The organism is Empedobacter sp. UBA3475 (assembly GCF_002378465.1).
Classification (GTDB): Bacteria; Bacteroidota; Bacteroidia; order Flavobacteriales; family Weeksellaceae; genus Empedobacter; species Empedobacter falsenii_B.
Window position 1 is genome coordinate 15,687 of sequence record NZ_DFRA01000051.1, and the last position, 13,892, is coordinate 29,578.

Genomic DNA, 13,892 nt, shown 5'->3' on the forward strand with positions numbered 1-13,892 from the left:
TGCAACTACAAAATTACATTTAATTTTCAGAAAAAATGACATTTGAACAAAGGATTTCAGCATTTAACGAATTGGGGCAGTTTTTTAATTTTATTATAAATAATGATTCGATTAAAGACACAGAACTGACAGAAAAATTCGAGAATTGGAAAGAAGAAGCTGAATATGCAGTGAGCGATGCAGAAGCCTACAACAATTGGTTTACAAAAGATAATATTACGTTAGCCTTGAAAAGTTGGGCAGAAGCTTTAACGGAAGAAAATTTATTGGCTTGGTCGAAAGATTATCCTTTTGCTGAAACGCAAAAAAATGTCGGAATTATCATGGCTGGGAATTTACCTTTGGTTGGTTTTCATGATTTACTTTCTGTTGTTATTTCTGGAAATAATGCGTTAATCAAAACCTCATCTAAAGATGATAAATTAATCAAATTAGCGATAAAATATTTGTATTCGATTGATGAAAATTTCAAATCGATTATTCAAACTATTGAACGATTAGAAAATTTTGATGCAGTTATTGCTACAGGAAGTAATAACACAGCACGCTATTTTGAACAATATTTTGGTAAACTTCCTAACATTATTCGTAAAAACAGAACTTCAGTTGCAGTATTAAATGGTTCGGAAACTGATGAAGAGTTGGAAAAATTAGGTAAGGATTTATTCATTTATTTTGGATTAGGTTGCCGAAATGTAACTAAACTTTATGTAAAAGATGAAGTTCAATTACCAAAAATTTTCGAAGCTATTTTTTCTTATGGTGATGTGATTAATCATCCTAAATATGCAAATAATTACGATTACAATCGTGCAATATTTTTGTTAGGAAAAGATGAATTTTTAGACAATAATTTTGTTCTAATGAAAAAAGATACAGCTTTACATTCTCCAATTGCAGTTGTAAATTTTGAAGTTTATGAAGATGTAAATGATGTAAAAAAATATTTGATCGAAAATGAAGATCAAATACAATGTGTGGTTGGAAATGACATGAAAGATAATCCGAATTATGTTGAATTTGGACAAACTCAATTTCCGAAATTAACTGATTACGCTGATAATATTGATACATTAAAATTCTTAGCTGAATTATAAATTATAAAAAATCCCTCACTTTTTTGTGAGGGATTTTTTATAATTTTATTCGAAACTAAAATTGATTTTTAATATTTCTATTTAGATTAATTGATCTCATAAATTTCGGAAATGGCTTAGTGTCAAAATTAAATGTTTGTATTTTATAAAGAAAATCTATTTTAATGTCTTCTTTATTTTCTTCCACAAGATTCATTGTGAATTTTACTTCAGATTCTTTCAGAACCCAACTATCTAAATATGGTCTATATTTGAAAGACATCACCCCATCTCTCTGCAATGGATAATTATTGTTCGTTTTAATTTCATTTTTAAGCCTTAAAACATATTCAACTACAGAAAAAGATTCTTTATCTATTAATAAATAATTTTTTTCATCTTCACTTTTATCCAAATAAACTTCATACATTGGCTTATCAGCATATTTAGTAAAAACAAGTTTGGTATTGATGTATTCATTCTTTAATAGATTTTTATACATTAATTTAAATCCTTCATAAAGATATAAATGTTTAAAATAATCCGAAGTTTCAAATGTTAGATCTGATGTCGACGAACCTTTTTCGTATTTATTTTTAACTTCTCCCGAAGATTTTACTTTTACCTTCCCTTTATCAAATTTAAATTGTAAATCTAAATTTATAAAACTTTCATAAACTGTATCTATTTTATATTTCTGAGTTAAATCAACCAAAAAATAATATTTATCTACATTAAAATTCTTTTCATAATTCTCGATTACTTTCTTTAATACATCTACTGGCTTCAAATTAGAAACTACTGTTTCTTCTAATTCTATTTTTGGAATTTTCCTTAACCTTACATTTAAATCAGATTTTATAGTCGAAACTTTTATAATAAGATCTTGATAATCTTTTTTAGAAATAATTAACTCATCTGTAACATCAACATTACTCAAATCGACAATAGCTTTTCCTTCTTTTCCTGAAACAAAATTTTTTGTTGATTTTTTAAAATAAACATCTGAATCATCAATTGTTAAACTATTTGAAACATCTATGATTGTAAGATTTACAATCTGTGCATTTACAAATAAAGAAAACAATATAAAAAACAAGAACATTTTTTTCATAAGTATTTATTGATGAAATAAATGTAATTATTTATTATGTAATAAAAAAAGCATCATGCCCAAACATTATTCAGAATGATGCTCTTCTTTTTAAAATAAATCTGATTAAAACGTTGCTGCACCTGCAGTTGCGTTTTCTAATTTTCGGTTGATATTTGTTTTTTTACCTGTAGCAAAATCAAAGCTCAAACCAACGACAAACATCGATTTATTATCCCAAATTTTACCTACACGAGAATAATCCACATATTGTTTGTCCATCGTTTTTTGCTTGTAAGTCGATGGCATTCCAATCCAATACATTCCAGTAGAAAAAGTCCAATTATTGTATTTATAACTTGCAAAAGCATGGTTCATGTTTTCTTGTGTGTACAACAAAGCTCCGCCTAATGTGTAATACGGAATATTAAATTGATAATCTACACGAAAATTTTTGTAAACAGAGGATAATGCAAAATAATTTCCGATATAATCATTCTTCAAAATTCTACCATCTTTCGTTTTGAAACGTTCTGTTGCTGGCGCTACATTCACTTTTACAGTTAAAATATCTGTTCCAAAAGGTTTGATAGAACCTGTAATTTGAACACCGTAACGTTGCGAATTTTGAGCATTCTCGTAGGTTAATTTATATCCTTCTACATTTCCATTTATGATATTTTGCAAATACAATTGATTAATTGGATCTTTTGTATAATGATAAAATGCATTTGTATTTAAATCAAAATATTTTGAATTGAAAGAGTAAATCAAATTATTTCCAAACGATTTCTGAATGGTTAAATACGGATTTCCTTCTTGTGTAATATTTTCCACAATCTGAATCACGTTTTTACTCAATGCCGAATTCCAAGGACTTGTTGGCTTATATGAACTCGAAAAACGTATATTTTGATTCTTCGCTAATTCGTAACCTAATACTAATTTTGGCGTAAACGTCCATGTATCTGTGTTTGTATCTTCATTCTTGTTATGAACATTCGTCAACCCAACACCTAAACGATACGACAGTTTTTTCGCTTTTCCAGAATATTCAGAATAGATATATTGTTCTAAATAATTTACTTTATTATTCGAAGGACCATTCAAGTTTTCTAATTTATTATCAATCGAATTATTCGAAATTCGATAACCAGAATTTAATTTTCCTTTCTCAAAACTATGCGTATGCGCTATTTCTCCTACAATTCCTTTTTGATCAGCTTCTAAATTTGTCAAATAATTATATTGTTCCGCACCTGATAAAGTTTCCCATTCGCGCGTTTCGTCAATCGATTTGGTTGTATACATTGATCCTACAACATTTAAACTTAACTCATCTTTCTTTCCTAATTTTCTCGAATAATAAAGATCTAATGTTGGTTTTGAATAATTAGAATTAGAATGTTTGTAAGTCGAATGATTCTCTAATAAACTATTTTGATAGAACAAACTTGTGCCATTCGCATAAGCAAAACTCGAACTGATATTCATATCCAACTTTGCTTGAAAAGCATATTTATCTGAATCCGAATTGGTATATCGTAATGCAATTGTTTGATCCGTATACCCAAAATATTCGTTGCGTTGATTTTCTGTTCTGTAATGAATATTATTTAAGTTATAATCATAAATATTCATCGAAGTACGATCTTTATAATCTCTCAGATAGATGTTATACTCTAATCCAAAGTTATTTTTTCCTTTCGTAAAATTCGCATAAGCAGAACCATTTATAAAACCTGTTGTAAACGCCGAAGTGAGATCCGCTCCGTACACATAACCATTTTCTGGATTTCGTGTAATCAGATTCACCACTTGATCTGCACGATTTGCATAACGCGCTGGCGGAATATCAAAATACTCAACACGCACCACATCTTGCGGTTTCACGGCACGAATTTGATTATCTGTTGCCTCAATTCCATTAATCAACAACAAAGTCGTTCCACCTTTTGTACTCTGTATTGTATTCGAAATTGGATCAACTTGTAATTCTGGTAACGTATTCAACAAATCTTTTGCGTAGCGCGCTTTTTCCAACGCTTCTTTATCAAACGTATAAACTACTTTGTCCGCAAACATTTTTTTGCGTTGCGATTGAACTAAAACTTCTTTTATTTCAATTGGATTATAGTCCGTTGAATCCTGCTTTTCATCTTGTCCAAAAGCAAAAATTCCTGACAATGTAACAGCAAGTACAAAAAATTTCTTCATGGTTAATTCTACTATTAAGAGTTAGTGTATATTTATATGACGCATGAAGAACAAATAAGTTACATAAGAATTGCAATTATTTTTGATAACTTTACGCTAAACAACATTTTTGAGTTTGAAAAAATTATTTCTTTTTATCGCACTTTTTACAAGTTTCAATTTATTATATGCGCAAGAACAAGCCGAACGTTCGTTGACAGAATATCGTGTCGAAAGTTTCCAAACGTCTTTAGTTGCGAAAAAAATGCTATACGATTGGTTAGGAAAATGGGACAATGTTTTGTACAACGAGAACAATCAACCGTTGTTAGTTTGGTCGAATAAAAATATCATTAATGAAGCCAATGAAACTTTTACTTTGATTGCATCGAGCGTAGAAAATGATGAAGAAATGTACGGAACTGTTCAAGTTTTGACGAGTAAGAAACAAGATGCTTTAGCGAAAGATTCTCCTTTCAGAGAATATTTGAATGAGTTTCTAAAAACTATTTCGAAAAAAGAAAACAAAAGCAAAAAGTTTTATAAAGAATATATTAAGGTGATTTATTAGTTATGAATTATAAAATATTGAGCTTCTTAATGATTATTTCCATTAATACTTTTGGACAAGATAGAATAAACTATATAGAAATAGAGAATACTTCATCTCATTTGTGGAGCAACACGACAATTTACATAGAATCTCCAAATGCAAATTTTCAGTCATCAAAAAATAATAAAAAAGATAAAGTATTAGTAGAAATAAAAATGAATCTTAAAGAAGATCATGATTATAAAAAAGTCATGTATATCAATCTGAATGATTTTGAAGAAATATCTACTAAATTATTAAACTTAAACCCAAAAGATTTATTTCCTCATATACAATGTTTAGATGGAAATCATACTATATTAAGTTTTAGTAATGATAGTAATTCCGTTAAATATAATATCAGTTGTACAAATAAGGAAACAAAATTTCATCAAGTTTTAGAGTTTATACTTGATAAAATTAATCTCAAAGAAAAAGATTTTTATAGATAAAAAAATCCTTCAAGTTTTTCTTGAAGGATTTATATTTTATAGAAATGAATTTCTTAATTATTTCGTTTGAAAAAAGAATCGACAAACTCCATTTTATTGAAAGCTTGTAAATCATTGATTCCTTCACCAACACCAATGTATTTTACTGGAATCTTAAATTGATCTGAAATTCCAATTACTACTCCTCCTTTTGCTGTTCCATCTAATTTTGTAACCGCTAAAGAAGAAACTTCTGTTGCTTGTGTAAATTGTTTTGCTTGTTCAAAAGCATTTTGACCTGTAGAACCATCTAACACTAATAAAACTTCGTGAGGCGCATCTGGAATTACCTTTTGCATCACACGTTTTATTTTTGTCAACTCGTTCATCAAGTTAATTTTGTTGTGCAAACGTCCTGCTGTATCAATCAAAACAACATCTGCATTTTGCGCAACTGCCGACTGAATGGTATCAAATGCAACCGAAGCAGGATCAGAACCCATTGCTTGTTTTACAATTGGCACACCTGCACGCTCCGACCAAATTACTAATTGATCTACAGCCGCCGCACGAAATGTATCTGCTGCTCCAAGAACCACTTTAAGTCCTTGCGATTTGAACTGAGAAGCCAATTTACCAATCGTCGTTGTTTTACCAACTCCATTTACTCCAACCACCATAATAACGTATGGTACATCTTTCTTCGGAATCGAAAAACCGTTTGTATCTTCTATATTGTTTTCGGAAAGTAAGCCTGCAATTTCTTCGCGAAGAATTAAATCTAACTCAGAAGTCGAAACATATTTATCACGTTCTACACGTTCTTCTATTCGACGAATAATTTTGATCGTTGTTTCAACACCGACATCAGAAGAAATCAATACTTCTTCTAAATCATCTAAAACCTCATCGTCTACTTTAGATTTACCTACTACAGCACGACTGATTTTATCAAATAGAGAAGTTTTAGATTTTTCTAATCCTTCATCTAATTTTTCTTTGCTTTCTTTACCTAATATCTTTTTGAACCAACTCATTAATAAGCTAAATTTCTTAAAATTTTGTACGAAGATACATAAAATATAAGGAAATAAAAAAGCCGCCCTGAAAACGAGGCAGCTCAATTAACCTTAAATATTTTTTGTTAAGGAGATGATTTGATTATTTCGTGAAGAAAGAATCTGCTTCATCAGCATTAACTACTTTTTCAACAAATACGTAAGCTCCAGATTTTGGAGATTTTACCATTTTGATAACTTTGGTCATTTTTTTAGACCCAGTTTGTAGGGTTGCTACCGTTTTCTTTGCCATCGTCTAAAATTTTATTATTTAATCTCCTTGTGAATTGTATACTTTTTCAATACTGCGTTGTATTTTTTCAACTCAATACGATCTGGAGTATTTTTTTTGTTTTTAGTTGTGATATAACGAGACATTCCTGGCATACCACTTTCTTTATGCTCTGTACATTCTAAAATAACCTGTACTCTGTTTCCTTTTTTTGCCATGGTGTCTTAAATTATTTGATTAAACCTTCTTTACGTGCACGTTTAACAGCCTCATCAACTCCTAATTTGTTGATTGTTTTTAAACCGTGTGCAGAAACTCTTAATGTAATCCACTCACCAGTTTCTGGCATAAAAAATCTCTTTTTGAACAAATTCACTTCAAAAGTGCGTTTTGTTTTATTATTAGCATGAGAAACATTGTTTCCCACTAATCTCTTCTTACCTGTAATTTGACAAATTTTTGACATCTTATTTTGTATTGTCCTATTTTAAACGGAGTGCAAAGTAACAAATTATATATTACTTATACAACTCTTTAGGTTATTAATTTTATATTTTTTTCTTATTTTGTTTATATAACAACTTCTGCGCAAGAGTATAAGCCAAGATAATTCCCATTACCAACAGCGCTATCCTCGCGATTACATCGCCATATTTTGTATAAAACGTTAATTCACTATTCATTAAAATTGTACCATTTAAGGCACCCTGCTCTCCATATGGTAAAGACTTCATTATATCTCCTCGCTGATTAACGAAAGCCGAAATACCTGAATTTGCAGATCTAACGATAGCGCGTCTATTTTCAATAGCTCTCAAATTACCATATAATAGTAATTGACGATGACCATCGGTAGAGCCCCACCAAGAATCGTTGGTCATTGTGAATATAACATTTGCGCCTTCTCTCACATATTCTGTCGTATAGTCTCCGTAAATAGATTCGTAACATATAACCGGAGCAACAGTAGCGTTGTTTGTTTTATTCTTGAAAACAGAACGATGAGGTTGAATCCCCAACGTTTTTGTTGTGCCGCCAAAGTTAAGCATAAATTCTCCAATAATTGGCATTAAAATGTTTCGATATGGAAAAATTTCTACTCCAGGTACTAATTTACTCTTATGATAAACTTCTATTGAATCGTTTCCACTTATCTGCAAAGCCGAGTTATAAGCGTCGTACCACGTAATTCCATCTCTCATAACAGATGCCGTTTCCGATGCTAAAGATTGCATTGGATAAATTCGCATAATTGATGCTCCTGTTACAAAATGTAAATCTTTTTTGGTTTTTGTCCATTGCTGAATGTCTTGTATAATTAAATCATCATACATATTATCAAAAATCAAGGCAGATGATCCAGGTACGGCAGTTTCTGGTGCAACAACAAATTGAGTTTTTGGTTGAATATTTTTCAGTGCCAATTGTTTCAATTCATCATAAATCTGCAAACCATCTTTCATATACTTTTCGTTGTATGGATCAAGATCTGGCTGAAGAACCAACACATCAAGCGCTTTTCCTTTTTCTTCGTAATTCGCATAAATAATATAAGAAATACCAATTGGAACAGCGATTAATAATCCAGCATAAATACCTAATTTGTTTAGGTATCTCATTTCTTTCTTATTAATATAAGCCGTCAAATAATAGAATACCGTAATATTAACTAACCAAATCCAAAGTGCTCCTCCAAAAGTTCCTGTGTACTCGTACCATTGTACCCATTCGTAATATTTTGCAAAACCATTTCCAAGGTTAAACCAAGGCCAAGTTAGTTCCCAATTCAAGGTTAGTTTGTCAAAACTCATCCAAATCGCAGGAAGAAAAACCAATCCATACAGATTACCAGCTTTTGTTTTGACAAAATGATACAACTGAAAAACAATTGACATAAACAACGAATTCGCTACAACGGGAATCAAATAAGCGCTCCACGAATTGTGCAAATCTCCATTCGCGTCCGTTTCTTGTGCATAATGCAACCACCAAATTACAATCGCATTCCAAATAAAGAAAGCTAAAAACGAAAGTCCGAAAATTTTACGTCCTTTTTTCTTGAATTCTGCGCGTTGCGTAATTTGATGTTCTGCTAACATCAAGGGTACAAATCCTATAAATAATAACAATGGAAAGCCGTGCGATGGCCAACCTGCTGTTAATAATAATCCTGATAAGATTGCGTATGCAATATATTTTTTCATGTCACAAATTTATAATTTCATCATTCAATAACCGATGATATTTGTTTGGAATATTTTATAAATCATTTTGGATGAGAACCTGAAACAAGTTCAGGTTGACTTTCCTTGCATGTTGAACTCATTTCAATATCTCATTCAGTTTTAATATATAATATGCGTGTCAATATAATAATTTGGATTAATTGTTACATCAATCGCTCTTGTAATAGTTGAATTATTAATTGTTTGCCAATTAGTCGTTGGATTGATGGTTACATCAGAATCTTTCAAACGTAACGGCATTGCAAATCCATCCACAACATTTGTATAGCGATATTCAACTTTGTTTCCATTTTGTTTAAGTTCTAAAGTCGGTACTTTAATTGTTCTTAAATATTGATTGAAAAAAGCGTTCAAATTTAATCCAGAAAACTTCGCTATATAATTTTCAATTTGCTCTGTAGTTACAGTTTGATGATAAAATTCTTTATTTAATCCACGTAACATTTGTCTAAATTTTTCATCATTATTCATCCACGTTCTCAGCGTGTGAATCATATTTGCACCTTTATAGTACATATCGCCACTACCCTCTTGATTTACACCATACACGCCGATAATTGGAATATCATTTTGGATTGCCTTTCTCGTTCCACGCACATATTCGCTTGCAGCTTCTTTTCCATGATAAGTTTCTGTGAACAAAGTTTCCGAATAAGCCGTAAAAGCTTCGTGAATCCACATATCTGCCACATCTTTTTCAGTAATATTATTTCCAAACCATTCGTGACCAGCTTCATGAACGATGATAAAATCCCATTTCAATCCCCAACCAGAACCTGATAAATCACGACCTAAATAACCATTCTCAAATTTATTTCCGTACGCAATTCCAGATTGATGTTCCATTCCCAAATGCGGCGCTTCAACAATCTTGAAAGAATCTTCGTAAAATGGATAAGGTCCAAACCAATGTTCGAAACTTTTCAACATTAATTTTGCTTGTTCAAACTGCGATTTTGCTTTATCTATATTATAATCTAACACATAATAATCTAAATCCAATTTACCTTTTTCACCTTCAAAAGTATCTTTGAAATTGACATAATGTCCGATATATGGAATAATGTTATAATTATTGATCGGATTGACAACTTTCCATGTAGAAATTGTTTTACCATTTTTCTCTTTCTTTGAAACTAATCGTCCATTACCAACTCCAACCAAATCTTTTGGAGCTATAATTTCCAATTCCATTCCATTATCTGGTTCATCACCTAAATAATCTTTGTTCGGAAACCAAGCACTTGCACCCAGACCTTGTACCGCAACAGACATCCAATCGCGACCTTTTTCATCTTTTGCAAAAATCCAACCGCCGTCCCAAGGTGCTCTCACTGCAACACGAGGATTTCCATTATATTCTAATTCTAATTGATTTGAAGTATTCTTGATATTTTTTCCGACATTAATAAAATAAACATTCCCATCACGTTTGAAATCAGAAATTTTCTTTCCATTCAATTTTACAGCCGAAACCATCATCGGATCTTGTAAATCTATCTGTAATAAATCTGATTGTTGAGGAGCAGTTTTATCAAATATAATTGTCGTTTTTCCTTTTATCGATTTTGACTGATAATCTGGTTCTACACTTACTTTATATTTTTTGACATCCCACCAATTTCGGAATTCATTATTCGTTCCGCGAAGCGAATCTTGTCGCGTAAACTCTTGTTTATTATTAAGTACTTGTGCATTTGTTGTTATCGAGATCAAGCCAAGTAATAGTACTAATTTCTTCATAGTCATTTTTAAAACATATCAAAAATAAGATTATATATTTGATAAATAAGCCAAAAAGCTATGATTACAGAAAAATTTAAAGAAAGAATAAATTATTTAAAAAATAACCACTTAATCGTTGAAGCATTGTACGAAATTTTAGATGAATTGAAATTAAATCATAGTGCTTTTACAGGTTTTACGTTTCGAGAAGAAATCGATCCAAAAGGTTTTTTATTGACTGCAGAAGGTGAAGAAAAAACTGGAATTACTATTCGGGTTCCACGTAACATTCTGGATTTTGATTTGGTATTACTTTCTAACGTTTTGATGCACGAAATGGTACATGTTTTTCAACGTTCGGGCGAAAATCAAATCGAATTGCGAGAAGAACGCGAATGGCAAGCATATACAGAAATGATTTTTCATAAACGATTTCCAAATGTTCCACCATTGACCGATTTTTATATCAAGCAGTTTAGCGAAAAAGCTTTGACGTATTACAACCGAATGCCTGATGACTTGAAAACGAAATATGCGGATGAAAAAACTGATTTAGAAAAAATTCTACAAACAATTTACGACAAAGAAAATAAACCAAAAGAAGAACCAAAACCTGAAAATAATACTGAAACAATTTCTTGGCAAGATTTCGAGAAAGTTGATATGAGAATTGGGACAATTATCAGTGCAAATAATTTTCCGAAAGCAAGAAATCCTGCTTATCAGTTAGAAATTGATTTTGGTCCGTTAGGAATCAAGAAAAGTTCGGCACAAATTACATCGCTTTATAACAAAGAAGAATTGATTGGAAAACAAATAATGGCTGTGGTTAACTTTCCGAAAAAACAAATTGCCACTTTTATGAGCGAATGTCTCGTGATGGGCGTTTATGGAAATAATAATGATGTTATTCTCTTGAATCCCGAACGAAAAGTTGAAAACGGAAGTAAGATTGGGTAATATTGAGATTGAGACTAAGACTGAGATAAAGTTTGAGTTTAAGTATATAACTTAACGCTGACATTTTATCAACCAATAAACTGACTTTTTTATCGATAAATAATCAAATCATTAATCATAATCTGACAACCTGACATCTAAAATCTATTGGATGTCATTTTTTTTATGTTGGCACAAAGATTGACTATTCTGGTGTAGCATCATTTTTGATGATGTGTAAAAGTTTAAAATAAATCATTAATAATATAAAAAATAACTAAACAATATGAGCAAAATAATCGGAATCGACTTAGGTACAACGAACTCTTGTGTTTCTGTAATGGAAGGTAGCGAGCCAGTTGTAATTCCAAATGCAGAAGGTAAAAGAACTACTCCATCTATCGTAGCATTCGTAGAAGGAGGAGAAATTAAAGTTGGTGATTCAGCAAAACGTCAAGCTGTAACAAACCCAAAGAAAACGATTTATTCTATTAAACGTTTCATGGGAACTAAATTTAATAATGATGCAGATGAAATCGGTCGTGTTCCTTATTCAGTTGTAAAAGGAAACAATGATACGCCAGCAGTTGATATTGATGGACGTAACTATACTCCACAAGAAATCTCAGCAATGATTTTACAAAAAATGAAAAAAACTGCTGAAGATTATTTAGGACAAGAAGTATCAAGAGCGGTAATTACTGTACCAGCTTATTTTAACGATGCTCAACGTCAAGCAACTAAAGAAGCTGGTGAAATTGCAGGTCTTAAAGTAGAACGTATTATCAACGAGCCTACTGCTGCTGCATTAGCTTACGGATTAGACAAAGCAAACTCAGATAAAAAAATCGTTGTTTACGATTTAGGTGGTGGTACTTTTGACGTATCTATCCTAGAATTAGGTGACGGTGTATTCGAAGTGTTATCTACAAACGGTGATACACACTTAGGAGGTGATGATTTTGATGATGCAATCATCAATTGGTTAGCTTCTGAATTCCAAGCGAAAGAAGGTGTAGATTTGAAAAAAGACGCAATGGCTTTACAACGTTTACGTGAAGCTGCTGAAAAAGCTAAAATCGAATTATCTTCTTCTGCTCAAACAGAAATTAATTTACCATACGTTACAGCTAACGAAACAGGACCAAAACACTTAGTAGAAACTTTAACTCGTTCTAAATTTGATCAGTTAACAGAAGATTTAGTACGTCGTTCTATGGAGCCTTGTAAAAAAGCGTTATCTGATGCAGGTTTATCAATCAACGATATCGACGAAGTTATCTTAGTTGGTGGATCTACACGTATGCCAAAAATCCAAGAAGAAGTAGAAAAATTCTTCGGTAAAAAACCATCTAAAGGAGTTAACCCAGACGAGGTTGTTGCAATTGGTGCAGCTATCCAAGGAGGTGTTTTAACAGGTGATGTAAAAGACGTATTATTATTAGACGTTACACCATTATCTTTAGGTATCGAAACTTTAGGAGGAGTATTCACAAAATTAATTGAAGCGAATACAACAATTCCAACTAAAAAATCTGAAGTTTTCTCAACTGCAGTTGACAATCAACCAGCAGTAACATTAAGAATTGGTCAAGGAGAGCGTCCATTATTCAACGATAACAAAGAAATCGGACGTTTTGACTTAGTAGATATTCCACCAGCACAAAGAGGTGTTCCTCAAATCGAAGTAACATTTGATATTGATGCGAATGGTATCTTAAGTGTATCTGCAAAAGATAAAGGAACAGGAAAAGAGCAATCAATCAAAATTGAAGCTTCATCTGGATTATCTGATGCTGATATTGAAAGAATGAAAAAAGAAGCACAAGAAAATGCTGCAAAAGACGAAGAAGCAAAAAACAAAATTGAAAAAGTAAATGCTGCTGACGCGTTAATTTTCCAAACGGAAAAACAATTGACTGAGTACGGAGATAAAATTCCTGCTGACAAAAAACAACCAATTGAAGAAGCTTTAGCTGAGGTTAAATCTGCTCACGCTGCTCAAGACGTTGCTGCAATTGATGCTTCTATGGAAAAATTAAATACAGCTTGGAATGCTGCTTCACAAGAAATTTATGCTGCAATGAACGAAGGTCAAGAAGGTGGTGCACAAGCGCAACCAGGAGCTGATCAAGGTCAAGCAAAAAATGATGGTGTTGAAGACGTAGACTTCGAAGAAGTTAAATAATAGAATTTCATTTATCAATAGGAAAGCCTCGCATTGCGAGGCTTTTTTATGTTTATTAATATAAATAGTTTATTTTTTAAATCATCTCGGTTTCATATAATACAAAAAATCCACTT

13 protein-coding genes are annotated in these 13,892 nt (G+C 31.5%); 5 read left to right on the forward strand and 8 right to left on the reverse strand.

The features are described from left to right. Window positions 1-35 precede the first annotated feature (35 nt). On the forward strand, window positions 36-1,097 hold the full coding sequence (locus tag B3I31_RS11295) for an acyl-CoA reductase (RefSeq protein WP_291072393.1): 1,062 nt from the start codon (window positions 36-38) through the stop codon (window positions 1,095-1,097). A 55-nt stretch (window positions 1,098-1,152) separates the two neighbouring features. Here B3I31_RS11295 and B3I31_RS11300 read toward each other — a convergent pair whose 3' ends face one another. Then, window positions 1,153-2,190 (reverse strand): hypothetical protein, encoded by a 1,038-nt coding sequence (locus B3I31_RS11300; RefSeq protein WP_291058687.1) that lies wholly within the window; start codon window positions 2,188-2,190, stop codon window positions 1,153-1,155. 105 nt (window positions 2,191-2,295) lie between these two features. Further along, complete coding sequence (locus B3I31_RS11305) at window positions 2,296-4,386, reverse strand: outer membrane beta-barrel protein (RefSeq protein WP_291088057.1); 2,091 nt, start codon at window positions 4,384-4,386, stop codon at window positions 2,296-2,298. A 115-nt stretch (window positions 4,387-4,501) separates the two neighbouring features. Here B3I31_RS11305 and B3I31_RS11310 point away from each other — a divergent pair, with 115 nt between their 5' ends. Together B3I31_RS11310 and B3I31_RS11315 are read left to right on the forward strand one after the other, a co-directional pair. Continuing rightward, a complete protein-coding gene (locus B3I31_RS11310) occupies window positions 4,502-4,936 on the forward strand; it encodes a hypothetical protein (protein ID WP_291058689.1) in 435 nt (144 codons plus the stop codon). A 2-nt stretch (window positions 4,937-4,938) separates the two neighbouring features. Beyond that, window positions 4,939-5,409 (forward strand): hypothetical protein, encoded by a 471-nt coding sequence (locus tag B3I31_RS11315; protein WP_291058691.1) that lies wholly within the window; start codon window positions 4,939-4,941, stop codon window positions 5,407-5,409. Window positions 5,410-5,462: 53 nt separating this feature from the next. On the opposite strand, the gene ftsY is transcribed toward B3I31_RS11315, so the two are convergent. The 6 genes from ftsY to B3I31_RS11345 form a co-directional block, all read right to left on the reverse strand. Next, window positions 5,463-6,425, reverse strand: a complete 963-nt coding sequence (gene ftsY, locus B3I31_RS11320) for a signal recognition particle-docking protein FtsY (protein ID WP_038337066.1) — start codon at window positions 6,423-6,425, stop codon at window positions 5,463-5,465. A 124-nt stretch (window positions 6,426-6,549) separates the two neighbouring features. Beyond that, complete coding sequence (locus tag B3I31_RS11325; RefSeq protein ID WP_084106961.1) at window positions 6,550-6,699, reverse strand: DUF4295 domain-containing protein; 150 nt, start codon at window positions 6,697-6,699, stop codon at window positions 6,550-6,552. A 14-nt stretch (window positions 6,700-6,713) separates the two neighbouring features. Beyond that, window positions 6,714-6,896 carry a 50S ribosomal protein L33 gene (gene rpmG, locus B3I31_RS11330; RefSeq protein WP_038337065.1) on the reverse strand — a complete coding sequence of 61 codons (183 nt, stop codon included), beginning with the start codon at window positions 6,894-6,896 and terminating at the stop codon, window positions 6,714-6,716. Between the two features lie 11 nt (window positions 6,897-6,907). Beyond that, entirely contained in the window at window positions 6,908-7,144 is a 237-nt protein-coding gene (gene rpmB, locus B3I31_RS11335) for a 50S ribosomal protein L28 (RefSeq protein ID WP_038337064.1), read from the reverse strand. Window positions 7,145-7,226: 82 nt separating this feature from the next. Beyond that, window positions 7,227-8,882, reverse strand: a complete 1,656-nt coding sequence (lnt, locus tag B3I31_RS11340) for an apolipoprotein N-acyltransferase (RefSeq protein ID WP_038337063.1) — start codon at window positions 8,880-8,882, stop codon at window positions 7,227-7,229. Window positions 8,883-9,023: 141 nt separating this feature from the next. Continuing rightward, window positions 9,024-10,667 (reverse strand): M1 family metallopeptidase, encoded by a 1,644-nt coding sequence (locus B3I31_RS11345; protein ID WP_291058693.1) that lies wholly within the window; start codon window positions 10,665-10,667, stop codon window positions 9,024-9,026. Window positions 10,668-11,282: 615 nt separating this feature from the next. Here B3I31_RS11345 and B3I31_RS11350 point away from each other — a divergent pair. Then, entirely contained in the window at window positions 11,283-11,609 is a 327-nt protein-coding gene (locus tag B3I31_RS11350) for a tRNA-binding protein (RefSeq protein WP_286483038.1), read from the forward strand. 265 nt (window positions 11,610-11,874) lie between these two features. Further along, window positions 11,875-13,776 carry a molecular chaperone DnaK gene (gene dnaK / locus B3I31_RS11355; RefSeq protein WP_219034149.1) on the forward strand — a complete coding sequence of 634 codons (1,902 nt, stop codon included), beginning with the start codon at window positions 11,875-11,877 and terminating at the stop codon, window positions 13,774-13,776. Window positions 13,777-13,892 lie beyond the last annotated feature (116 nt).

Excerpts from the sequence above, each read along its gene's own strand:
- B3I31_RS11295 (WP_291072393.1), top strand. The coding sequence starts at position 36 with ATGACATTTGAACAAAGGATTTCAGCATTTAACGAATTGGGGCAGTTT.
- B3I31_RS11300 (WP_291058687.1), bottom strand. The coding sequence starts at position 2,190 with ATGAAAAAAATGTTCTTGTTTTTTATATTGTTTTCTTTATTTGTAAAT.
- B3I31_RS11305 (WP_291088057.1), bottom strand. The coding sequence starts at position 4,386 with ATGAAGAAATTTTTTGTACTTGCTGTTACATTGTCAGGAATTTTTGCT.
- B3I31_RS11315 (WP_291058691.1), top strand. The coding sequence starts at position 4,939 with ATGAATTATAAAATATTGAGCTTCTTAATGATTATTTCCATTAATACT.
- ftsY (WP_038337066.1), bottom strand. The coding sequence starts at position 6,425 with ATGAGTTGGTTCAAAAAGATATTAGGTAAAGAAAGCAAAGAAAAATTA.
- B3I31_RS11325 (WP_084106961.1), bottom strand. The coding sequence starts at position 6,699 with ATGGCAAAGAAAACGGTAGCAACCCTACAAACTGGGTCTAAAAAAATG.
- rpmG (WP_038337065.1), bottom strand. The coding sequence starts at position 6,896 with ATGGCAAAAAAAGGAAACAGAGTACAGGTTATTTTAGAATGTACAGAG.
- rpmB (WP_038337064.1), bottom strand. The coding sequence starts at position 7,144 with ATGTCAAAAATTTGTCAAATTACAGGTAAGAAGAGATTAGTGGGAAAC.
- lnt (WP_038337063.1), bottom strand. The coding sequence starts at position 8,882 with ATGAAAAAATATATTGCATACGCAATCTTATCAGGATTATTATTAACA.
- B3I31_RS11345 (WP_291058693.1), bottom strand. The coding sequence starts at position 10,667 with ATGAAGAAATTAGTACTATTACTTGGCTTGATCTCGATAACAACAAAT.
- dnaK (WP_219034149.1), top strand. The coding sequence starts at position 11,875 with ATGAGCAAAATAATCGGAATCGACTTAGGTACAACGAACTCTTGTGTT.